The sequence below is a fragment of the Providencia sp. PROV150 genome, assembly GCF_028481025.1.
Taxonomy (GTDB): Bacteria; Pseudomonadota; Gammaproteobacteria; order Enterobacterales; family Enterobacteriaceae; genus Providencia; species Providencia hangzhouensis.
On the sequence record NZ_JAMPPJ010000027.1, the window covers coordinates 137,142 to 159,995 of the forward strand.

At 40.9% G+C, this 22,854-nt stretch carries 21 protein-coding genes and 1 other RNA gene; 11 read left to right on the forward strand and 11 right to left on the reverse strand.

Annotated features, from left to right (window positions below):
• Positions 1-66 precede the first annotated feature (66 nt).
• From degS to zapG, 3 genes are all read right to left on the reverse strand, one after another.
• Positions 67-1,131 (reverse strand): outer membrane-stress sensor serine endopeptidase DegS, encoded by a 1,065-nt coding sequence (degS, locus tag PSE83_RS17440; protein WP_004258255.1) that lies wholly within the window; start codon positions 1,129-1,131, stop codon positions 67-69.
• A gap of 115 nt (positions 1,132-1,246) precedes the next feature.
• Positions 1,247-2,641 (reverse strand): Do family serine endopeptidase, encoded by a 1,395-nt coding sequence (locus tag PSE83_RS17445; protein WP_102137919.1) that lies wholly within the window; start codon positions 2,639-2,641, stop codon positions 1,247-1,249.
• 378 nt (positions 2,642-3,019) lie between these two features.
• Positions 3,020-3,424 (reverse strand): Z-ring associated protein ZapG, encoded by a 405-nt coding sequence (gene zapG, locus PSE83_RS17450; protein ID WP_004258244.1) that lies wholly within the window; start codon positions 3,422-3,424, stop codon positions 3,020-3,022.
• Positions 3,425-3,770: 346 nt separating this feature from the next.
• Here zapG and zapE point away from each other — a divergent pair, with 346 nt between their 5' ends.
• From zapE to sspB, 5 genes are all read left to right on the forward strand, one after another.
• Positions 3,771-4,901, forward strand: coding sequence for a cell division protein ZapE (zapE, locus tag PSE83_RS17455; RefSeq protein ID WP_036958025.1), 1,131 nt, complete (start codon positions 3,771-3,773; stop codon positions 4,899-4,901).
• Between the two features lie 307 nt (positions 4,902-5,208).
• A complete protein-coding gene (gene rplM / locus PSE83_RS17460; protein ID WP_004258237.1) occupies positions 5,209-5,637 on the forward strand; it encodes a 50S ribosomal protein L13 in 429 nt (142 codons plus the stop codon).
• A 14-nt stretch (positions 5,638-5,651) separates the two neighbouring features.
• Positions 5,652-6,044, forward strand: coding sequence for a 30S ribosomal protein S9 (gene rpsI, locus PSE83_RS17465; protein WP_004258235.1), 393 nt, complete (start codon positions 5,652-5,654; stop codon positions 6,042-6,044).
• Positions 6,045-6,589: 545 nt separating this feature from the next.
• Positions 6,590-7,231 (forward strand): stringent starvation protein SspA, encoded by a 642-nt coding sequence (sspA, locus tag PSE83_RS17470; protein WP_004258227.1) that lies wholly within the window; start codon positions 6,590-6,592, stop codon positions 7,229-7,231.
• Positions 7,232-7,238: 7 nt separating this feature from the next.
• Positions 7,239-7,730 (forward strand): ClpXP protease specificity-enhancing factor, encoded by a 492-nt coding sequence (gene sspB / locus PSE83_RS17475; protein WP_172412237.1) that lies wholly within the window; start codon positions 7,239-7,241, stop codon positions 7,728-7,730.
• A 73-nt stretch (positions 7,731-7,803) separates the two neighbouring features.
• Here sspB and PSE83_RS17480 read toward each other — a convergent pair whose 3' ends face one another.
• Entirely contained in the window at positions 7,804-9,210 is a 1,407-nt protein-coding gene (locus PSE83_RS17480; RefSeq protein WP_210853260.1) for an FAD-dependent oxidoreductase, read from the reverse strand.
• Positions 9,211-9,510: 300 nt separating this feature from the next.
• Between PSE83_RS17480 and arcB the strand changes: the two genes are divergently transcribed.
• The 3 genes from arcB (at position 9,511) to mtgA (ending at position 13,470) form a co-directional block, all read left to right on the forward strand.
• Positions 9,511-11,856 (forward strand): aerobic respiration two-component sensor histidine kinase ArcB, encoded by a 2,346-nt coding sequence (arcB, locus tag PSE83_RS17485; RefSeq protein ID WP_165879525.1) that lies wholly within the window; start codon positions 9,511-9,513, stop codon positions 11,854-11,856.
• Between the two features lie 232 nt (positions 11,857-12,088).
• Entirely contained in the window at positions 12,089-12,739 is a 651-nt protein-coding gene (gene elbB / locus PSE83_RS17490; protein WP_094961520.1) for an isoprenoid biosynthesis glyoxalase ElbB, read from the forward strand.
• A gap of 8 nt (positions 12,740-12,747) precedes the next feature.
• The gene (gene mtgA, locus PSE83_RS17495) at positions 12,748-13,470 is read left to right on the forward strand and encodes a monofunctional biosynthetic peptidoglycan transglycosylase (RefSeq protein WP_036958022.1); all 723 of its coding nucleotides are present in this window, start codon (positions 12,748-12,750) and stop codon (positions 13,468-13,470) included.
• A 63-nt stretch (positions 13,471-13,533) separates the two neighbouring features.
• Here mtgA and dolP read toward each other — a convergent pair whose 3' ends face one another.
• From dolP to PSE83_RS17515, 4 genes are all read right to left on the reverse strand, one after another.
• Positions 13,534-14,109 (reverse strand): division/outer membrane stress-associated lipid-binding lipoprotein, encoded by a 576-nt coding sequence (dolP, locus tag PSE83_RS17500; protein ID WP_004258215.1) that lies wholly within the window; start codon positions 14,107-14,109, stop codon positions 13,534-13,536.
• 9 nt (positions 14,110-14,118) lie between these two features.
• A complete protein-coding gene (gene diaA / locus PSE83_RS17505; protein WP_004908326.1) occupies positions 14,119-14,709 on the reverse strand; it encodes a DnaA initiator-associating protein DiaA in 591 nt (196 codons plus the stop codon).
• A gap of 116 nt (positions 14,710-14,825) precedes the next feature.
• A complete protein-coding gene (locus PSE83_RS17510; protein ID WP_004258211.1) occupies positions 14,826-15,206 on the reverse strand; it encodes a YraN family protein in 381 nt (126 codons plus the stop codon).
• Between the two features lie 39 nt (positions 15,207-15,245).
• Complete coding sequence (locus tag PSE83_RS17515; protein ID WP_094961522.1) at positions 15,246-16,946, reverse strand: penicillin-binding protein activator; 1,701 nt, start codon at positions 16,944-16,946, stop codon at positions 15,246-15,248.
• A 61-nt stretch (positions 16,947-17,007) separates the two neighbouring features.
• Here PSE83_RS17515 and rsmI point away from each other — a divergent pair, with 61 nt between their 5' ends.
• From rsmI to PSE83_RS17530, 3 genes are all read left to right on the forward strand, one after another.
• A complete protein-coding gene (gene rsmI / locus PSE83_RS17520; RefSeq protein WP_004258206.1) occupies positions 17,008-17,880 on the forward strand; it encodes a 16S rRNA (cytidine(1402)-2'-O)-methyltransferase in 873 nt (290 codons plus the stop codon).
• A 95-nt stretch (positions 17,881-17,975) separates the two neighbouring features.
• An RNA gene (gene rnpB / locus PSE83_RS17525) (RNase P RNA component class A) lies at positions 17,976-18,349 on the forward strand.
• 311 nt (positions 18,350-18,660) lie between these two features.
• The gene (locus PSE83_RS17530; RefSeq protein WP_164565521.1) at positions 18,661-19,737 is read left to right on the forward strand and encodes a 4Fe-4S binding protein; all 1,077 of its coding nucleotides are present in this window, start codon (positions 18,661-18,663) and stop codon (positions 19,735-19,737) included.
• 138 nt (positions 19,738-19,875) lie between these two features.
• Here PSE83_RS17530 and dagF read toward each other — a convergent pair whose 3' ends face one another.
• Genes dagF through PSE83_RS17545 form a run of 3 tightly spaced genes read right to left on the reverse strand, consistent with a single transcriptional unit; the run spans position 19,876 to position 22,853 of the window.
• Entirely contained in the window at positions 19,876-20,616 is a 741-nt protein-coding gene (gene dagF, locus PSE83_RS17535) for a 2-dehydro-3-deoxy-phosphogluconate aldolase (RefSeq protein ID WP_004258199.1), read from the reverse strand.
• A gap of 1 nt (position 20,617) precedes the next feature.
• A complete protein-coding gene (locus tag PSE83_RS17540) occupies positions 20,618-21,730 on the reverse strand; it encodes a DgaE family pyridoxal phosphate-dependent ammonia lyase (protein WP_165879518.1) in 1,113 nt (370 codons plus the stop codon).
• Positions 21,714-22,853 carry an amidohydrolase/deacetylase family metallohydrolase gene (locus tag PSE83_RS17545; RefSeq protein WP_272661005.1) on the reverse strand — a complete coding sequence of 380 codons (1,140 nt, stop codon included), beginning with the start codon at positions 22,851-22,853 and terminating at the stop codon, positions 21,714-21,716. Before PSE83_RS17545 ends, PSE83_RS17540 begins: the two co-directional genes overlap by 17 nt.
• Position 22,854 lies beyond the last annotated feature (1 nt).

Sequence of the window (22,854 nt, forward strand, 5' to 3'; positions counted from 1 at the left end):
CAGCGAATCAAAAAAGGTTGTTCGATATCGAGCAACCTTTTTTTACGAAAGAGTATTTATCAATGATTATCCTGCCTGCTCATCAGGAATTTCTTCAATAATCACATCAATATTTTTAATTTCGCCATCTCGTAAGATTTGCACTGCGGTCTTGCTTCCAGGGCGGATTTCTGCGACTAAATCCATGGTTTCTGCGGCTGAAATAGCAGGTTTGCCATCAACCGATAAAATAATATCCCCTTGTAGTATGCCCGCTTTAGCTGCAGGCCCATTTGGGGCAACTTGGAAAACCCGCAAGCCTTGTATTTGGTTAATATTATTGTTATTTGACCTAATTTGAGGCAGTTCACGCGCTGTAATACCAATATAACCACGGATCACTCGGCCATCACGGATTAGCTTATCCATGATTTTAGTGGCAAGGGCGGTTGGAATGGCAAAGCTTAACCCCTCAGAACTAATGCCTTGGCCTGCTGTGAAAGAAAGAGTGTTAATGCCAACTAACTCCCCCTCGGTATTAATTAATGCCCCGCCAGAGTTACCCGAGTTGATTGAGGCATCGGTTTGCAGGAAATTTTGCCGACGGGTAGAGCTTAACCCTACGCGACCCGTTGCACTGATAATCCCCTGAGTAACGGTTTGGCCTATGTTATAAGGGTTACCAATAGCGAGTACGACATCACCAACATGAGTGACCCGTTGCGTATTAATTGGAATAACGGGTAGGTTATCAGCGTCAATTTTCAATACGGCGAGATCAGTCAATGGGTCCGAGCCAACCAGTAAGGCATCAAAAATAGCACCATCTTGTAAAGCGACTAAGATTTGGTCTGGGTTATCAACGACGTGTTTATTCGTGATAATGTAGCCATTTGGGCTCATGATCACACCCGAACCGAGGGATTTTAATTCACGCCCTGACTGGGAAAAACTACCTTTTGAGCTACTGTAAACATAGACTACTGCAGGCGCAGCACGGCGTACTGCTTTATTATAACTGACGGGCTCGCTATTTGTTTTACCATATAATAAGTCGGCTAAACCTTGAGGGCGCAACGAAGGAACCGCAACGATAATAATCAATGCAGTCAACAGGCCAAGCATGACAGATAAGGTTAGCTTCTTCACCATAGGATATAGAATATTTAGTTATTGCTTAAACATGTTCAGAGCATAACATAAAAAAACAGGTACAGCAGAGTGATACTGTACCTGTTTTGTTGATTTTCAGATGGTTTTTGATGAATTAATTTTTCATCAGTAAATATAAGGTTTCACCGTCACGTAATACTTTCATTGCTAATACAGGAGGTTTAGCATCAATAATCTTACGGAATTGTTCAATAGTCTCAACTCGAGCGTCATTAACACCAAAGATTAAATCGCCTTTTACGAGGCCAATGGCGGCAGCTGGCGATTTTGGTGCCACGCTATCAACTTGTACACCTTTAGTATTGCTAACGGTTGCATTAGAAATCGTTGCACCTAATAAGGATTCACTCAATTTTTCGGCTTTAGTTGCAGAGCCTTCGTCGTTCTCGAGAACCACTTTGACTTCCATTGGTTTACCTGAGCGAATCAAGCCAATAGTAATTTCTTTACCAATTTGGCTGGTACCGATTTTGGCTCTTAACTCTGCAAAGCTATTAATGCGTTTACCATCAACGGAAACTAACACGTCACCGGATTTAATACCCGCTTTAGCTGCAGATGATTTAGGTAAAACTTCACTCACGAAGGCACCACGCTGTGCATCAATATTAAATGCTTTAGCGATATCGGAGTTCATTTCAGTACCTTTGATGCCTAAGATCCCGCGTTTTACTTCACCATGTTTAATTAACTGCTCGCTAAGGTTTTTAGCCATATTACTTGGGATCGCGAAACCGATACCGATATTACCGCCGCCAGGTGCCAAAATCGCGGTGTTAATACCGATTAATTCACCGTTTAGGTTAACGAGAGCACCACCAGAGTTACCACGGTTAATGGAAGCATCGGTTTGGATAAAGTTTTCTAGGCCTTCAAGGTTTAAGCCGCTACGACCTAATGCTGAGATAATGCCAGATGTTGCTGTTTGCCCTAAACCAAATGGGTTCCCGACTGCAACCGCAAAATCACCTACACGCAATTTGTCAGAGTCTGCAATACTAACAGCAGTTAAGTTTTTGATATCTTTTGCATTGCTTATTTTCAATAACGCGATATCGGTTTGTGGGTCTTTCCCAATTAAGTTAACGGCAATTTCACGGCCATCGTTTAATTGAATTTGTATTTTGTCGGCGCCATCAATTACATGGTTGTTGGTTAAAATATAACCTTGCTGAGCGTCAATAATGACACCAGAACCTAAGCCTTCAAATGGACGTACGCTTTGTTGCTGTTGTGGTATATTCGGGCCAAAAAAGAATTTAAGCTCTTCTGGAATTTGTTGGTTCTGTACGCGAGTACCAGACACATGAATATTCACTACAGCTGGCAATACTTTTTCAAGCATTGGAGCTAAGCTAGGCATGTTCTGGCTTTGTGCTGTTGCAGGTAAAGTGGCAGGCAATGCTGCGCTACTAACCGCAGGAATAGCCGCTAAAGATAAGCCTAAACTCATTGCTACTGCGGTAAGAAAAAAGTTTTTTCTTTTCATAATTCAGTCGATTCTCTCAAGAATAAGTTATCAACTCACTGTGAATGCAGTTTTAGAAGAAACACAATGCGTTGAGATAATATTGGTTGGTATCAGATTCAATTTTACTGATGACTATGACCACCGATTATGCGCAAAAGTTCCCATGACGGGTAGCGAATATCCACTCTTTTACATCTATTTACATGTACCTTAAGTGAAACTTTAACTTCTATACAGTAGATAAATAAATTATTAAATTATATTTGGATGGAAATCTTGTTCAGAATTATTAACTAAAAATTTAATAATGGAAGACACACGGAAAGTGATAAAATTTAGTAGGTTTTATAGGAAATCACCAGTAAGCACTGCTTACTGGTGATAAAAGATAAAAATTTACTTTTCTTTCTCATCAATAGGACGGAATAGACCCGAAGCACCATCTGAGTAATCTCTTGGTGGCATTTTAACAGGCGCTTGGTCGTTATCTGCTTCAGATTCGGTTAAACGATAGTTAAATGGGTTGTCTTGTGCTGGCATATCAGGCATTAATTCAGATGAACTTTGTGCCATGTGTTGGTAAAGCTGGCGGTAATCGCGCGCCATTTTATCCAATAATTCTGCGCTACGAGCAAAATGGCTAACAAGTTCTTTACGGTACTCTTCGAGTTCAGTACTTTTTTTGTCTAGCTCAGCTTGCGCTGTTTTTTGTTGGCGAAGCTTTGGGTTGCCATAGCGCACAACTAATGCACCGATGATAAAACCCACAATCAATCCGATTAATGCATACTCCCAGGTCATGCTGACTCCTTCATTACTTCAATGTTCACAGATTCAATGTTCGCAGAAATTAAATGTTGTTACCGTTACTATACCTTAAATAATTCAAGTTGCATGTAAGCGTCAAGTAAAGCGTCTTAACATATTGTAATTTGGCTAGTTAAGTGATGACAAAATCTACAAGCCCTGAGTAGGTAGGTTAAATTAGTCAACAACTTATTAAGAGTGGAATCTTAAATCGAATTTCCTTACTCTATAGCGGCTCGTTAACCGAAAGTTAAATGATAACTGAATCTGGTTATAATAAAGGCAGTGTATATCAAATAACGGTAAAAAAACCGAAAAATTTTTAAGGATTATTCAGTTAATGTCGCCGATGACCCCTACAATGCGTTATCAACAAGCGCTGGCTGATGGAAACTACCAGCCAGATGACGTACAAAAGCTCGCTGTAGAACGCTTAGATAAAATATATCAGCAGCTTGTTAATACAACTTCTTCCACTTTACAAGATAAGCCCTCAGGTTTAAAGCAACGCTTTAGCCGCCTTCTTGGTAAAGCATCGACAGCACCAATTACCCCAGTAAAAGGGTTATATATGTGGGGCGGAGTAGGGCGTGGAAAAACATGGCTGATGGATATGTTTTACGAAAGTTTACCGGGTAACCGTAAACTTCGCTTACATTTTCATCGCTTTATGAAGAAAGTACAAGAAGATTTGATGGCATTACAAGGGCAAGAGAACCCGCTGGATATTATTGCGGATGAGTTTAAAAAACAAACAGATGTGTTGTGTTTTGATGAATTTTTTGTGTCAGATATTACCGACGCTATGATCCTTGGCACTTTACTCGAAGGGCTATTCGCTCGAGGTATCACACTGGTGGCTACCTCAAATATCATCCCTGATAATCTCTATCGTAACGGTTTGCAGCGAGCTCGTTTCTTACCTGCTATTGAGCAAATTAAAAAATACTGTGATGTAATGAATGTCGATGCAGGCATTGATTACCGCTTAAGAACTTTAACTCAAGCGCATCTTTTTTTATCCCCAATTAATTCTCAAAATCGTCAGCATTTAGATGATGTTTTCGTTAAATTGGCGGGTAAGCAAGGGGAGCAAAATCCCGTTTTAGAGGTTAATCATCGTAAGATGCAAGCCATTCATGCTGCGGAAGGGGTGCTAGCCATCGAGTTTAAAGTTCTGTGTGAAGAGCCTCGTAGCCAAAATGACTACATTTACCTATCAAATTGCTACCACACTGTGTTGCTGTACAATGTCCCCGTGATGGGAATAACAGATGAAAATCCAGCACGTCGTTTTTTAGCGTTAATTGATGAGTTTTACGAACGAAAAGTTAAATTAGTCATTAATGCTGAAGTGCCAATGGAGTCGCTGTATCAAGGGCAACTTTTGGTTTTTGAGTACCAACGCTGCTTGTCTCGATTGCAAGAAATGCAAAGTGAAGAGTACCTGAAAATACCTCATTTAACTTAAGGTAAACGACAAAGCAGGGTTGTTAGCGAACAAGTTACCTGAATTGCATGATTTAAGTACAGTATACGATGTTTATTTGAGCAAACGTAAAAAAAATGCATTTGGGGTCGATTTTTGTTTCTGACTTCTCTATAATCTTGCGACCCCACGTTACAGCGTTGTTTTTTATTTCCCAAAAAATAACGCATTAATGCCAGTTAGGCTGCTCGAAGGGGTAGGTTTACTGGACAAAGAGTCGTGTGAACCTCAGAAAGCTTATGAACATGAGTGTTCACCAACGTGTAACTTCAATATTGGGTAAGTTTTAATGAAAACTTTTACAGCTAAACCAGAGACCGTAAAACGCGACTGGTACGTTGTTGATGCAGATGGCAAAACTTTAGGCCGTCTTGCAACTGAAATTGCTAGCCGTCTGCGCGGTAAGCATAAAGCGGAATATACTCCGCACGTGGATACTGGTGATTACATCATCGTTCTGAATGCAGAAAAAATTGCTGTTACCGGCAATAAACGCGAAGACAAAATCTACTATCGCCACACTGGCCATGTAGGTGGAATCAAGCAAGCAACTTTCGAAGAAATGATTGCTCGCAGTCCTGAGCGTGTGCTTGAAATCGCGGTTAAAGGCATGTTGCCAAAAGGACCTCTGGGTCGTGCAATGTACCGTAAACTGAAAGTTTACGCAGGTAATGAGCACAACCACGCGGCTCAACAACCGCAAGTTCTTGACATTTAATCGGGATTATAGCAATGGCTGAAAATCAATACTACGGCACTGGTCGCCGCAAAAGCTCATCTGCTCGTGTCTTTATTAAGCCGGGTAGCGGTAACATCACAATCAATCAACGTACACTGGAACAATACTTTGGTCGCGAAACTGCGCGCATGGTCGTTCGTCAGCCGTTAGAGTTGGTTGAAATGTTGGAAAAATTGGATCTGTACATCACTGTTAAAGGTGGTGGTATTTCAGGTCAGGCAGGCGCAATCCGTCACGGTATTACTCGTGCACTGATGGCTTATGATGAGACTCTTCGTTCTGATCTGCGTAAAGCTGGTTTCGTTACCCGTGATGCGCGTTCTGTTGAACGTAAAAAAGTGGGTCTGCGCAAAGCACGTCGTCGTCCACAGTTCTCCAAACGTTAATTTATTACCCTTTGGGTATAAAATTGATGAAAAAACCCGTCTTAATGGCGGGTTTTTTATTGCCTATTGTTTTACTTACATTTTTATTATTGATGCTAGAATAGCTGTGTCTAATTATGATTCTTTATAAAAGAATGAATATAATAAAAGAGAAAAATAATAATTTAGTCTAAAATCAAAAATAATTATTAGTGGAACAATATTGGGATAATTCTACTAAATATAACTCGAACCCTAGAGTTCACTTTAGGTTTTTTATTCTTATTGTCTTTGTTTTTTCGTTTTAAAATTCTAATTTTTTATCTTTTCGAACCTAAAAATGAAATAAATCTGTGATTTTTTCGGTGTGTTCCCCCTAAGTTGTACAAAATCTGTTAGAATATGCCCCTGTTTTTTTATTTCACATTTCTCGCCTTTACTGTGCGGGAGGGTTGTGTTGACTTTCAGTATGGATAAATGAGAGTTAAACACAGGGGATTTTAAAATGGGTAATGGGTAATTAAAAATTAATTACATTTCGTCCATTTTGTATTTTGGAGGTTTTAATGGCTGTCGCTCCTAATAAACGTTCGGTAATGACATTGTTCTCTGGCCCTACTGACATTTTTAGCCATCAGGTACGGATTGTTTTGGCTGAAAAAGGGGTAAGTGTTGAAATTGAACATGTCGAACCCGGTCATCTGCCTCAAGATCTGATTGATCTCAACCCATACCAAAGCGTTCCAACATTAGTTGATCGTGACCTGACTCTGTATGACCCACACATTATCATGGAATACCTTGATGAGCGTTTTCCTCATCCGCCATTAATGCCTGTTTATCCAGTTGCACGTGGGACTAGCCGTCAATTGATGCACCGCATTCAAAATGATTGGTATTCATTAATGAGCAAAATAGAGAATGGTAGTGCGCAAGAGGCAGCAAATGCTCGTCGCCAACTCTCTGAAGAACTGATTGCGGTTTCTCCTGTTTTTGCTGAAATGGAATTCTTCATGAGTGAAGAGTTTAGTCTCGTAGATTGCTATTTAGCTCCATTGTTATGGCGTTTACCTGTACTCGGTATTGAATTGAACCCATCTAGCAGCAAATATCTGCAATTATATATGCAACGTGTGTTTGCACGTGACGCATTCTTAGCATCGTTGACTGAATCTGAGCGCGAAATGCGTTTGTCTACAAGAGGCTAAAAGAATGATGGAAATGACAGCAATGTCACCACGTCGCCCTTATTTGTTACGTGCCCACTATGAGTGGTTGCTTGATAACGATATGACTCCGCATTTGGTGGTTGATGTCACCGTTCCAGCGGTTAACGTTCCGATGGAATTTGCTCGAGATGGGCAAATTGTATTGAATGTTGCGCCAAGAGCTGTTGGTAATTTTGAAATAACCAACGAAGAAGTGCGTTTTAATGCTCGCTTTGGTGGGATACCTCGCCAAGTTTATGTCCCAATGGCCGCAATTATGGCGGTATATGCACGTGAAAATGGGGCTGGAATGATGTTTGAGCCTGAAGCTGCTTATGATGCAGAGTTATCAGCAGGTTTTGAACAGGTCGAAGAGCTTGAAGACAACATTTCTTTAGTTCATGAAACTGAATCTGTGGATGAAAATTCGCATGAGCCATCAGGGGATGAACCACCACGACCACCAAAAGGTCGGCCTTCGTTAAGGGTTGTCAAATAATCCATTAGCCGGGTTAGCAGTTAATGAATGAACAGAGGGGAATAAACCCTCTGTTTTTTATATAAATGAATCATTAAACCCCTAAAAATAATAAAATCCCTTCAGCAGCATTGCGCCCATCAGCAATAGCAGTCACAACAAGATCTGAGCCTCTTATTGTATCCCCGCCGGCAAACACTTTTTCATGGGAGGTTTGATAAGGAAAGGGACTGTTACGGTTTGCTATAATATGACCATATTTATCGCGCTGGATTAACGGTTTATCTAACCAAATTTGGTTATGAGGAATAAATCCATAAGCCACAATTATGGCATCGGCTTCGATAAAAAAAGTTGAATCTTTAATTAGTTCTACTTGATAACGGCCATTTTCTAATTCCCCATTTTGCGTACGAGCGGTATAAACTCCCATAAGTTGTTGCTGTTCATTAATCACAAATTCAGTGACTTGCATATTAAAATGGAACTGGGCTCCTTCATCTAATGCATTAGCGACTTCTTTTCGTGAGGCTGGCATACTTTGTTCATCTCTACGATAGAAACAGCTAACCTGCTTCGCTCCTTGACGAATAGCGGTACGTACGCAATCCATTGCAGTATCTCCACCTCCTAATACAATGACTCTTTTTGCGTGTAAATTAATATAGGGTTCGCCATTAGGGTTGGAAAGTTGCATTAAATGGCGTGTATTTGCGATTAGATAGGGAAGTGCTTCAAAAACGCCCTGAATCGCTTTTTTAGGTAAGTTACCTCGAATTGCTTGGTAAGTACCAGTACCAATAAAAATAGCGTCATAATTGGAAAGAAGCTCGTTTAGAGAGACATCTGTCCCTACTTCAGTATTCAATTGAAACTGAATACCCATTTCTGTAAATATTTCCCGTCTTTGGACCATTAGCTTCTTTTCTAGCTTAAATGACGGAATACCAAAGGTTAGTAGGCCCCCTATTTCAGGGTGTTTATCAAAAACGACGACATTTACACCATTTCGAATAAGCACATCTGCGCAAGAAAGACCCGCAGGGCCTGCACCAATAATGGCGACACGTTTGTTTACAGAGCTAATATGGGAAAGGTTTGGCCGCCACCCCATCGCAAAAGCAGTATCATTAATATACCGCTCAATATGACCAATAGTCACAGAACCTGTTGTATCATGAAGTACACATGCTAATTCGCAGAGTTTTTCTTGTGGGCAAACGCGCCCACAGATTTCAGGTAAACTATTGGTATGGTGAGATAATTCAGCCGCTTCGATAATTTTATCTTCAGCAGCAAGCTTGAGCCACTTCGATATTGGATTATGTAGTGGGCACTTCCATTCACAAAAAGGGCTACCGCAAGAGAGACAGCGGCTGGCTTGCTGTTGTGCATCGACGGCATTATTGGATTCATAGGCTTCAGTAAACTCTATTTTACGGATTTCCAGCGCTTTTTTAGGGGGCTCGCAACGTTGGGGACCGAAAATATTTGAACTCATGGCATTCCTTACTGAATTTTGTCTGATTTTACTTGAGATAGCTTGGGCTTTTACTTTGATTTTAGCGGCCTTCCACAAGAAACAGTAGCGTTATTGTTTTGATTTTTATGTGATTTTGATTAAAAAACACCCAAAATAAATTTTTACTTTATCTAACACAAAGAAAATACCTGATTGTTTTTTATCATTAATAGTAAAAAATGGCTATTGAATGAGCAGGATCGACATTTCGAGTGAATAATCATCCGAAACTGCCTTGTTTGATATATGATTCAAAGAGAATTTAACTAAGGGGTGGTTATGAAAGTACTTCGCGGCCTTGCGCAATACTATGTCGATTTAATGATGAAGCTCGGGCTGGTGCGATTTTCTCTGTTACTCGCATCTGCACTCGTTGTTCTCGCCATGATAATGCAAATGGCAGTGACAATTGTTTTAAGAGGGCATGTTGATAGCCTCGATATGGTGGGGTCAATTTTCTTTGGGTTAATTATTACCCCATTAGCTGTTTACTTTTTATCGGTGGTGGTTGAGCAGCTTGAAGAGTCTCGGCAGCGTTTATCGCGAATGGTTGATAAACTTGAAGTTATGCGAAAACGTGATGCTGATTTAAACACTCAGTTACAGGGAAATATTGAACAGCTTAACCTTGAAATTCTAGAGCGAGAAAAAGCAGAGCGTGCTCATTTAGAACTTCTGGAACAATTAAAACAAGAAATGAAGTACCGTGAGCAGACGCAAATTGAACTTGAGCAGCAATCTGTTTTACTTCGTTCATTCCTCGATGCCTCACCTGATTTAGTTTATTACCGCAACGAAAATAATGAGTTTTCGGGGTGTAACCGGGCAATGGAACTATTGACTGGAAAAAGTGAAAAACACTTAGTTGGGTTAACTCCATTAGATATTTATGATGTTGAAATTGCCTCTAAGGTTATGGAAACCGATGAAAAAGTATTTCGTCATAATGTTTCTCTCACTTATGAACAATGGTTGGTATATCCAGATGGTCGTAAAGCCTGTTTTGAACTTCGTAAAGTGCCTTTTTATGATCGCGTTGGTAAACGCCATGGTCTGATGGGCTTTGGGCGCGATATAACGGAGCGTAAACGCTATCAGGAGGCGTTAGAGAGCGCGAGTAGGGAGAAAACCACCTTTATTTCTACAATCAGCCACGAGCTTCGTACCCCCCTTAACGGCATTGTTGGTTTGAGCCGAATTTTATTAGATACAGATTTAACTTCGGAACAATCTAGCTATTTAAAAACTATTCATGTAAGTGCCGTTACGTTAGGTAATATATTCAATGATATTATTGAGATGGATAAAATTGAACGCCGTAAAGTTCAGTTAGATAACCAGCCCATCACATTATCTGAATTTGTGAATGATTTAGAGAATTTAAGTGGATTATTGGTACAGCCAAAAGGGCTTAAATTTGTCATGGATGTTGCCCCTGCATTACCGAAAACGGTGTTAACTGATGGGACCCGTTTGCGGCAAATATTGTGGAATTTAATTGGTAACGCAGTTAAGTTCACGCAAAAAGGTGAAGTGAAGCTTAGTATTTGGCAAGAAGCTGAAAATAAACTGTTTTTCAGGGTTCAGGATAGTGGCATAGGTATACCTAAGGGCGAATTAGATAAAATCTTTGCAATGTATTACCAAGTAACAGATTCTGCTGGAGGTAAACCTGCAACTGGAACGGGTATTGGGCTTTCTGTCTCTCGTCGCTTAGCACAAAATATGGGAGGCGATATACAAGTTGAAAGTGAAATAGGCCAAGGTTCCACCTTTACTTTATCTATCACAGCGCCTGTTGTTGAAAGTAATGTTATTGAACAGCAAGATAGTGAAGAGGATTACCCATTGCCTGCATTACATATTTTACTCGTAGAAGATATTGAACTGAATGTTGTTGTTGCTTGTTCTGTATTAGAAAATTTAGGAAATACGGTTGATGTGGCAATGAATGGGAAAGATGCTCTCGAGATGTTTGCCCCTGGAGAATATGATTTAGTTTTATTGGATATCCAATTACCTGATATGACAGGCCTAGATATCTCTCGGCAACTCAAACAGCAGTATGATAAGCAAGACTTACCACCATTGATTGCTTTAACGGCAAATGTTCTTAAAGATAAAAAAGAATACTTTGATGCAGGTATGGATGGGGTATTGAGTAAACCATTATCAGTTCCAGCATTGACCCAAATTATTGAGCAATTTTGGGGGGAACAATCTACTCAACCTGAAGAAATATCGGGTGAGCATGAGACTTCGAGTGTTGATGAATCTAGGCTCGATTGCGATATGCTAGAACAGTATATTGAGTTAGTTGGCCCTAAGCTTATTTATGATGGCCTAGATGTCTTTGAAAAAATGCTGCCGGGTTACTTAGCTATTCTTGATTCAAATATGGTGGCTAAAGACCAAAAAGGGATTGTTGAGGAAGCTCATAAAATCAAAGGCGCAGCAGGTTCTGTTGGCTTAAAGAACTTACAGAAAATTGCACAACAGATTCAATCTCCTGATTTACCTGCATGGTGGGACAATGTGCAAGAATGGGTCGATGAATTAAAACAGGATTGGAAAGCAGATATAGAAACTTTGAGAAACTGGGTTGATGAGCGTACAAAAAAATAACCCCAACCGAAGTTGGGGTGCGCGAATACTGCGCCAACACCAGGGAAATCGTTGATTTGCATATGCTTTTTGTTTTTTGCAAATCATAAAATTAGGTATATCACTGTAAAGGGCAACATCAAGATACCAAAATTTAGCGAATCTGTTACAAGATTCATTAAAATCTGTGATGAAGATTGATGTTTATGCACCTTAGCGCCTGAGAGATAATTTACTACAAATGGAGGAAGATATGAAATCAATTGCGGTTATTTTAAGTGGCTGCGGTGTTTTTGACGGAAGCGAGATTCATGAGTCAGTGCTAACTATGCTAGCTTTGAGTCAATATAATGCTGAAGTTCATTTTTTTGCGCCTAATGAGTTACAACCTACTGTTATAAATCATATAAATGGAGAATTGAAAACAGAAAAGCGTAACCAAATGGAAGAATCTTCACGTATTACACGTGGGAAAATATCACCTTTATCATCAGCTGATGCTTCAAAGCTAGATGCCCTCATTATTCCTGGTGGTTTTGGGGCGGCAAAAAATTTATGTGATTTCGCAGTTAAAGGAAGCGAGTGTGAAATTAATAAAGAACTATTAAGTTTAGTACGCCAAATGCACCAACAGAAAAAGCCGCTAGGGCTGATGTGTATTGCTCCAGTGATGCTTCCTAAAATGTTAAATACATCAGTAGAACTAACTATTGGAGATGATAGTGAAACGATTGCTCAAATAGAAATTATGGGGGGGAAACATATTAAATGTGCTGTTGATGATATTGTAATTGATGAAGTTAACCGAGTTGTTACAACACCTGCTTATATGCTAGCTCAATCAATTTCTGAAGCAAATACGGGTATTAATAAGCTTGTTAAGAAAGTATTGGAAATGGCGTGATTATTTGAATGCGAACTATTGTTTCTAGATTATGGCACTGGTTAAAGAAGATCACATTTTCATTACTTGTGGTGTGGATTTGTTCAGTCATTTTATTTAAATACATACCAGTGCCTTTTTCTGCAGTGATGATTGAACGGCAAGTTAGCGCATGGGTAAACTTAAATTTTTCTTATGTGTCTCATTCTGAATGGGTAGATGAAAATCACATTTCTCCGTATATCTATTTAGCAGTAATTGCAGCGGAAGATCAAAATTTTCCTCATCATTGGGGGTTCGACCTTGATGCAATTGAGCGAGCTTACAAACATAATTTGAGTAATAAACAAACAATTAGAGGGGCTTCAACTATCTCACAGCAGACAGTAAAAAATGTGTGGTTATGGGATGGAAGAAGTTGGTTAAGAAAAGGCTTAGAGACAGTAATGACTCCTGTTATGGAGCTTTTATGGTCAAAGAAAAGAATACTGACCGTTTATCTTAATATAGTAGAGTTTGGTGATGGTGTTTTTGGGGTCGAAGAGGCTGCAAATAAATTCTTTAATAAGCCTGCTAGCAAGCTTTCAATGAGCGAGGCTGCACTATTAGCTGCGGTTTTGCCTAATCCTCATAGATATAGTGTAAAAAACCCATCTTCCTATGTGCTCAAAAGGCAAGCTTGGATCTTGAACCAAATGCACTTATTGGGAGGTAAGAATTATCTGAAAATAAACCAGTTGATGAACGAATAAGAAAAAAGCCATGGTTTTTAACCCACGGCTTTTGTTTTTATAACAATATATTATTGTTTATGATTAATTAAGATAAGTGAAAGCAGTTGTTACTCGACGAACACCATCTGTTTCACTAGCGATTTTCGCCGCTGCATCTCCTTCTTGCCTTGTTAATACACCTAGCAAGAAAACCTCACCGTTTTCAGTAATGACTTTCACACTACCAGATTTAACGCTATCACTCGCGAGGATTTTAGATTTAACTTTGGTTGTTAACCAAGTATCTTTTGAGGCTGTACCTAAATCAACAGGCTCACCACTACGGACTTCATTATAAACTGCGATGGTACCATCAACGTTAGAGGCTATTTGTTTTGCTCGTTCAGCCCAAGCCATATCAGGGCTTTGGCCTGTTAGCAGAACATTTCCTTTATAAGCGGTTGCAATGATACGAGCCTTGCCCGTAATTTCTTTATCTTTGTTCAGTTGCCCACTAACTCGAGCTTCTAAGGTGCCATCGTCAACTTGTTGACCAACTGTACGAGGGTCAGTTGCGCTTTTTGTTGCAACAGCAGCGGAACCGACTACAGCAGCACCAATACAACCTTGTAATAGAATAGTACTAATGACTATGGCAAAAACCGGAATTAATCGCATTTTATCTCCTTAATCGTCCTGATGTGGGAAAAGAGTATTATCTATGAGGTCACATAGACAATTTACAGTAAGAAGGTGAACTTCTTGAATTCGAACACTTCGTTGGGATGGAATACGAATTTCAACATCTTGGGGGCCAAGTAAACCTGCGAGTTCCCCTCCGTCATAACCTGTTAGGGCGACAATTGTCATGTCTCTAGTCACGGCTGCTTCAACTGCCTTAATGATATCGCTACTATTACCATGGGTTGAAATTGCCATCAAAACATCACCATGTTGCCCTAATGCTCTAACTTGTTTCGCATAAATTTCAGAAGGCTGCTTACTACCCGAAATCGCAGTTAACACTGCATTATCTGTATTAAGTGCTAAAGCGGGTAAGCTAGGGCGTTCGGTTTCAAAGCGATGGATCATACTTGCAGCAAAACGTTGTGCAGTAGCGGCAGAAGCACCATTACCACAACATAAAATTTTGTTGCCATTGAGTAGAGATTGAACCATCATCATCGCGGCTCTTGAAATGGCATCAGGCAGCGCTTCAGCAGCTGCTATTTGAGTTTGTATACTTTCAGTGAAGCAAACTTTTATTCGGTCTAGCACGAGTTTTTCCTTTGTCGCCTCGATATAATTCAAATTATTTTTGTATATTGCCATTATATTTGAATTATAGCTTTGTTGACTGCATGATCAGCGTATAAAACTGATTATATCATTTGTTAATAAATATCATTTTCGTTGAATGCATTTTGTATCCAGTCAAATTGGTTTCCCGTGATGGCGCAGATATCAAAACGGCATGCACTGGTTTCAAAACTTTCTTGCCTTTGTGAGAGCCAATATTTGGCAGCAGCTAATAGTTTTCGACGTTTGTGCCAGTTTACTGATAAAAGTGCATCTCCGTAATCACAATTCTTGCGAAACCGAACTTCAACAAATACCCAACCTGTATTATCTCGCATGATGAGGTCGATTTCTCCGCCTCGGTTCCTTGCATTACGTTCAACAAATGTTAATCCCTGCTGTTTCAGGAATGCGAGCACTTGATTTTCATAGTACCGGCCTGTTAACCATTGTATGGCTTTTGGCATAATTTTCATGACGTCCTTGTCTGAAAAAAAATGAAGTATTCAGTGATGTTATTGTGAGGAAACCACTTTGCCTTGTTTAAATTGCAACCAAGGTAATTCTCGGAACACTACACAGTTTGGTGTAGTACTCAAGGTTCCTGATGCACCATTGATACGAAATTGTCCCGATTGCTGTAGTTTGTCGTAATTGTTGGCTAAAGACCATGCGTCAATACCCATGGCATATAAGCGGAATAAAGAGTAATCATTGTTCAGCTTTTGTTGGGCTTGTTTACGTAAGTTATTGTTTGCACCTGCGAGTAAAGGGATTTCGCTAAATTTAACGCCATCCATTTCAAAGCGGTAGTCTGCGCCAGATCCAGCTTGGTTACTGCGAGAGCTTGCGTAAAGCGAAGGACGAGAACGAGAACTAATTGCCATTTCAATCATTGGCTTGATTAAGGTCAGCTCATCACGGGTGGCAACAATATAAACGCCGTCAATCGCACCAGCTGAATCGACATATTGTGAGTCTATCGATTGTATTCCGGTATTCACAGGCGTTCCTGTCATACGGATACCTGCGCCGCGATTAATCGACTCTTTTAAAGAAGGGACAGACCCAAAGGTTTGCATTAAAACGGTCCCGCCGCCTTTTTCTTGCCACCCTTGTGCAAAGGCTTTGGCTATCCTATCACCGAAAGCATTAGCGGGAACTAGTACCAATGGCATTTGCTTACCTTCAGCTTTCATGTAAGCGGCAGCATTTTGTGCCTCATCTTCTGGCGATAATGAAAAATAGCAAAGATTAGGTCGAGGCTGTAATTGGTTCGCATCAAGCTCATTGAGGGCGAGCACACTAACAGGTGCTCCCATTTGGGTAATAACTTGAACGTCACTTTTTAATAATGGCCCAACAATAAGATTGAAACCTTCATTTTTCGCTTGTTCAATAAGCTCAGGCATTTGCTTGTTTGTGGTATCAAACACTTTGACGCTTTGGGTATTCACAGGGGCGGCATCAATACGCAAAGTTGATGTCACCACGTCGCTATCGCTAGAAGTGGGAGCATTACCTGTTGTTGCTGCAACTTGTTCATAAATTTGGTCAAGCACATCATTTCCACTACTTGGTGGCGGTGTTATGGCTGTTTGAGTAGCGGGCCCTTGAGGCAGGCCTTTTTGTGCATCCATAAAGCCTTGCATAATCGCTTGACCGAATACTTGTCCTTGCCCACTCATGGGTAAAAACAATGCAATCTTAGGGTTTTTGCCCACTTGAGGTATCATGGCTTGTTGCAAAAGAGTCGGCGTTGTCATCACTCCAGGGTTATTCGAGTAACGCATTTTCCAATCGTTATAGCCTGCAAGTAAAGCATCTGTGTCGTCTCGGTTGTTTTGATAAATATCTAAAAGATCGACCCAGCCTTGGAGAATATTTTCATCTGCCCCAATTCCATGAATTTGTTCTGGCGTTAACTGTGTTAACATCTGCCATAACCCATCAATATTAGCTTGGCGTTCAGCGGCTGTTTTTAATAAAGGTTCTTGGCTAATGTAGGCCCTTATCGCCTCCATTGAAGGCTTACCTTGTGCAGCATCAATGATTGCTTGGTAACGGCTAGCATCATCAGATGTGCTCTGCTCAGGCGTTTTTTGGGTTGACGGAAAGTATTCCGAGACAATTTGGCACCCTGACAGTGCAAATGTGGACAGCATTGCTGTGCAGATTAACCCTTTTTTCAAATGCAAAAAAATTGAAGGACGCATACTGTATCCAATGGTGTATTTTTCAATTGCTTAATTTTAAACCGGCTATTCGGATGAAACAATGAACCAACCTAATCAAGCTGTGGTTATGGCATCCACGCTGTATATTGTCCCTACCCCAATTGGTAATATGGGGGATATAACGCAACGCGCGTTGGATGTTCTTAAACATGTTGACCTTATTGCAGCAGAGGACACTCGGCATTCAGGCATTCTATTACAGAATTTTGCGATAAATGCGCGGTTGTTTGCTCTGCATGATCATAATGAACAGCAAAAGGCAGATCAATTAATTAGTCGACTTCAACAAGGTGATAGTATCGCATTAGTCTCCGATGCGGGTACACCTTTAATTAATGATCCAGGTTATCATCTAGTTAATCGTTGCCGCGAAGCGGGTATTCGTGTCGTTCCTTTACCGGGTGCCTGTGCTGCTATTACCGCGTTATCAGCAGCGGGTTTACCCTCAGACCGTTTTTGTTATGAAGGTTTTTTACCCGCTAAAACAAAAGGGCGTAAAGATGTTTTACAATCTCTCGAACAAGAAACTCGAACGCTGATTTTCTATGAATCAACCCACCGTTTGTTAGACAGTTTAGCAGATATGGTGGAAGTCTGGGGACCGGATCGCCATGTTGTTTTAGCACGTGAAATTACGAAAACGTGGGAGTCCATTGAAGGCCGCCCAGTGGGGGAATTACTCGCTTGGGTAAAAGAAGATGAAAACCGTCACCGTGGCGAAATGGTGTTGATTGTCGAAGGGTATAAAAAGCCAGCTGATGACTCCGCAGTTTCCCCTGAAGTGGTGAGAACATTAAATTTATTACAAAAAGAATTACCCCCTAAAAAAGCGGCTGCAATCACGGCTGAAATTTATGGTCTCAAGAAAAATATGTTGTATAAGTTGATGCTTGATAATCAAAGTGATGAATGATTTTTGGGCAAATACCACGATTTGATTGATATAAGTGGTAAATTGCCCACGCTAGAGTCTGTACAAGCAACAACAAAGTGCCTATAATTCGCCGCGGAGTTGGCCAGACAACCGCTGCTTTATCGTAGTCCCTTCGGGAGACGGGTAGAGGGGAGGAAAGTCCGGGCTCCATAGGGCAGGGTGCCAGATAACGTCTGGGAGGCGCGAGCCTACGACTAGTGCAACAGAGAGCAAACCGCCGATGGCCTGTTTACAGGATCAGGTAAGGGTGAAAGGGTGCGGTAAGAGCGCACCGCGCGACTGGCAACAGTTCGTGGCACGGTAAACTCCACCCGGAGCAAGACCAAATAGGGGTTCATATGGTGCGGCCCGCATTGAACTCGGGTAGGTTGCTGGAGCCAGTGCGCAAGTGCTGGCCTAGATGAATGGTTGTCCATGACAGAACCCGGCTTATCGGCCAACTCCACAGACAAATAAAAAAGGCTATAGCACTTTTATTGCTATAGCCTTTTTTATTACTCGTCATATTTCAACTTGTAGGGGTGTTGGCTGCTCTCGGCTACTCTAGTCACATACTTATGTATGCTCCTAGAGATATCCTCCCTTGCCGCCTACCTACAAGCTGAACTATTTAGAGCTGTTTATTGCCGCAAGCTAATCTTGTCACCTCGTTTTTCTGAAATCATCAATATCGTCACGCTCTGATGTAAATCAATACGCTATGTGAATATGTAATTACAATAGTGGTATTTATAATGCATGTTAAAGAGATGTGCGTAGATGATAAAGAAATCACGTGTAAGGTACCAACGTCGCCCAGGTACAACTGGGGGAAAACTCCCTTGGAGTGATTGGCGAAATGCATCAACATGGCGTAAATTTGTACAGTTCACGCTATTGGCAATCAATATTTATATTGGAGTTACCTTCTATTACTGGGTACGATATTACGAAACTGGAGGGGCGACAATTCACCTTCCTCGCCCTGGTGGAATTGAAGGTTGGCTGCCGATTGCGGGGTTAATGAATTTAAAATATACCTTGGAAACGGGGAGTTTTCCGCCAATTCATGCGGCCTCAATGTTTTTATTAGTCTCTTTTATTGTGATTAGCTTACTGTTCAAAAAAGCATTTTGTTCATGGATGTGCCCGATTGGCACAATATCAGAGTACACTGGTAAGTTAGGGAAAAAAGTCTTTCGTTATCAAAACCAAATTAGCTTACCTAAATGGCTCGATATCCCTTTAAGGGGCCTAAAATATTTGTTATTAGGTTTCTTTCTTTATATTGCATTTTCCATGTCTGCGCAGATGATCCAATATTTTATGATGTCGCCTTATGGGATCATTATTGACGTAAAAATGTTGGATTTTTTTCGTTATATTAGCTTGTTTGCGCTTATTACTGTGGTCATTTTAGTGATAGCAAGCTTGTTTATTCGTAATGCTTGGTGCCGTTATTTGTGTCCTTATGGCGCTTTGTTAGGCATTTTTTCGTTATTTTCGCCATTTAAAATTCGGCGAAATGTGGAAAGTTGTATTGATTGCGGAAAATGTGCCAAGAACTGCCCATCACGGATACCTGTCGATAAGTTAATTACTGTAAGAACGGTGGAATGTACGGGATGTATGACTTGCGTTGAATCTTGCCCTGTTGCATCAACGTTGGATTTTTCATTGCAAGTGCCAACAAAAAAACATCAATTTCGCTTATCGGGTTGGATGATGGCAATTCTAACCTTAGCAGTTTTATTTATTATTATTGGTATTGCTATGTATTTTGGCGTTTGGGATAGCCCAGTACCTGATAATTATTGGTTTCATATTATACCAAATGCAAGAATGATAGGTCATTGATGTGTAATAAAAAGCCCCGCTGCATACAATGATGAGCGGGGCAACTTGTTGTTTTGTCATGATGACAGATTTTGTACTGCTTATTTATACTTATTTACTCGCTTATATTTATTTTCTCACTTACTGCTTACTACCACATCAATTAACCGCTTGCTTAACCATCTGCAATAATTGACGTACATCTTCTGGGCGAGTGTTGCCCGTTTCTTTATCAATGATGGAACTATAAATATGAGGAATGATTTTTTTCACGCCTGCATCAAGGGCAATTTGCAAAATTTCAGCAAAGTTATCTAAATCAATGCCGCCTGTAGGCTCTAAAGAAAAATCAAAGTCAGCGCAAGCTTTGGCAATGGCTTTATATTCTTCAATATATGTTAATCCTTTCATATTAAAGAATTTAACTGAGTCAGCACCCATGTCTTTAAGCATCATAATGGCAGTTTCAACCGGAACAATGCCATCTGGCGCTTGAGAGCTTAGTGGGCCTGTAGAAATTTTCACCATACCTACCGTGCCTGTTGGTGATATGAGCGCATTCACGAAGGTTTCGTTTTGGCCTAATAGTGCACGGCTAATTGGTGCACCAGTGAATACTTGGTTAACGTGTTGTGGTTGAACTTCTTTTGCAATTAACGACACCATGGTTGACTGATTTGGGTCGCCAGCGCCGAGACCAACTGATAATGCATTATCGGTTTCTTGTGCATAAATGCGCATATCAGCAATTGCACTTTCTAAGTCAGGGTAATTTTTAGATAAAACACCAACAACAACAAAGGTTTCTGCTGCGGCATAGATATCTTTTGCATTCTGATGGCTGCCTGCCAGTACGTTTAAACAGACACGGTCACGATAAAAATTCGGTGACAATTTCATCTTAAATTCCTTCTACTAACAAACGAATATTCTTAGAAATAACATCAAGTTGTTCAGTGCTAACACTGCGAATGTCAGCCTCTACTTTTCCTTCGTTGGCTTTGTACTCACGGAAGTAAATCGCGGTATCGCCCTGCTTTAGCTCAGCCATGATTTGGTAAGTGGTTTTGCCTATCATTTTTTCATCAAAGCTAATCTCGGTACGGGCAATATCACGTCCTGCACCATCCCAGACGACTCGAGCAGAGATACCTTTAATGGCATTTAAATCACTGATGAATTGACTCATTCGATTAACCATCTCTGCGCCTGTTTCTTTGGTAGCAGTCAGGTACTGTTCGATAGCGAGTGTGAGCCCCAAAATACCTTCTTTACCTACTTTCATCGCACGGCCAATACCTTGGCTTTGGCGTTTTACCCACTCAATATATTGTTTTTTACCGATAACCAGACCGCTTGTTGGGCCTTCGATTGCTTTTGCTCCGCTGTAAATCACAATATCGCCACCGGCTTGGTAGTAAGCGGTAAGTTCTTCTTCTGCTGCGGCATCAACGATCAGGGGGAGCTGGTGGTCATGAGCCACTTTGGCGGCTTGTTCCACGGTTAACATGCTTTTTTGCACGGTATGGTGTGATTTGATGTACAAAATAGCGGCTGTATTGGGGGTGATTTTTGCTGCTAACTGGGCGGCACTGCACTCATTAGCAAAACCCGCTTCGACTACTTTACCGCCACCTAAGCTTACCATTGTGTCCACAGGGGCACCAAAATTAACGTTATGGCCTTTAGGTAAAATAATTTCACGAGGAACAACTTTGTCGGATGAATGCAAATTGAGCAGTAAATCATCATCATCTTGTACAATCACCGCTGCAACAGCTTGTGCAATACCAGCAGAGGCACAAGATACAACTACCGCAGCTTCAACATTTAATAGATTAGCAATATATTCGCCAGTTTTATTAACTAAGTCTTTAATTTCAAAATAATTATTTAATCCATAAGCAACACGTTCAACAACTTCTGGAGTTGGCGTTGAAACACCCAGAATTGTCATGCGGCCAGAGGCATTAATAACGTGTTTTAACTGATATTTATCATAAATCGATTGCATGTTCTGATTCACCTTGTGTATGAATAATGTGTTTTCCACCGACGATAGCAGCCAATGGTACGAAGCGGTGAGTGCCTATACGGTGTTCGCCTTCTGCATCCGTGAGCTCTGTTTGCTCTTCTTTAAGGTCAAAAAGGGTTATGTCGGCGTCAAAGCCCGGCCTTAAATAGCCTTTTGCGGGTAACGATAAGAAGTTGGCGGCTTTTTCGGTAACGCAGCGAAGCACTTGTTCCGCACTAAAGCCCATACACAGAAATTTGGTCATCACAAAAGCGAGGCTATAAACAGGGCCATTAACGCGGTTGCGGTGGTAAATATCGGAACTGATGATGTCAGGGTAAGTGCCAATGCGCATCGCTTGCTCTGCAACTTTAAAGCTAAAGCTTTCACCGCCATGTCCAACATCTAATATGACACCCCGTGCGAGTGCGCGAGCAATTGATGGTTTTAGGTAGCCATCTTCGCCTAAAATCTTATTGGGTTTGCCATTAAAGCAGTGAGTGATGATATCGCCGCGCGTCAGTAAATCAGCGACTTCATCAATATCCGGCGGGTTGTTGCCAATATGCACCATGAGTGGAAGATGGTGTTTTTTCTGCATTTCTTTAGCTTTAATCAGTGGGGTAATGCCATTTTCACCAACCACGCTTTTACTCATACGGGCTTTCATACCAACAACAAAGCCGGAGTGGCGCTCGATAGCGTCTTGAAAGCAGGCTTCATTGATGTTGTTCATATCCGACAATTCATTTTGCGCAATGATGCCAATACGTGAAATATTTAACAGAGAAAAGACATTCGTTTTTGATTTCTGGGTGAGCTGATAAAATTTATCAATATCATCAGCACCGACACTACCTGCATCAACCAGTGAGGTAACTCCGCCAGCGGCTCCTGCTAAATCAGGGTCATCGAAGTAAATAGGTGACTCAACAAAGCAATGAGCATGAGAGTCAATCCACCCAGCACTGACATAAGTTTTTCCTTGTAGGTCAATGACTTTGTCGGCTTGCTGATTATTCGCTAATTCAGGGCCTGCCGCTTCGATTTTTCCATCTTTAATAAGAATGTCGATAATCGAGCCATCGATACGCTTACCTTGTTTGATGATTAAAGTGTACATA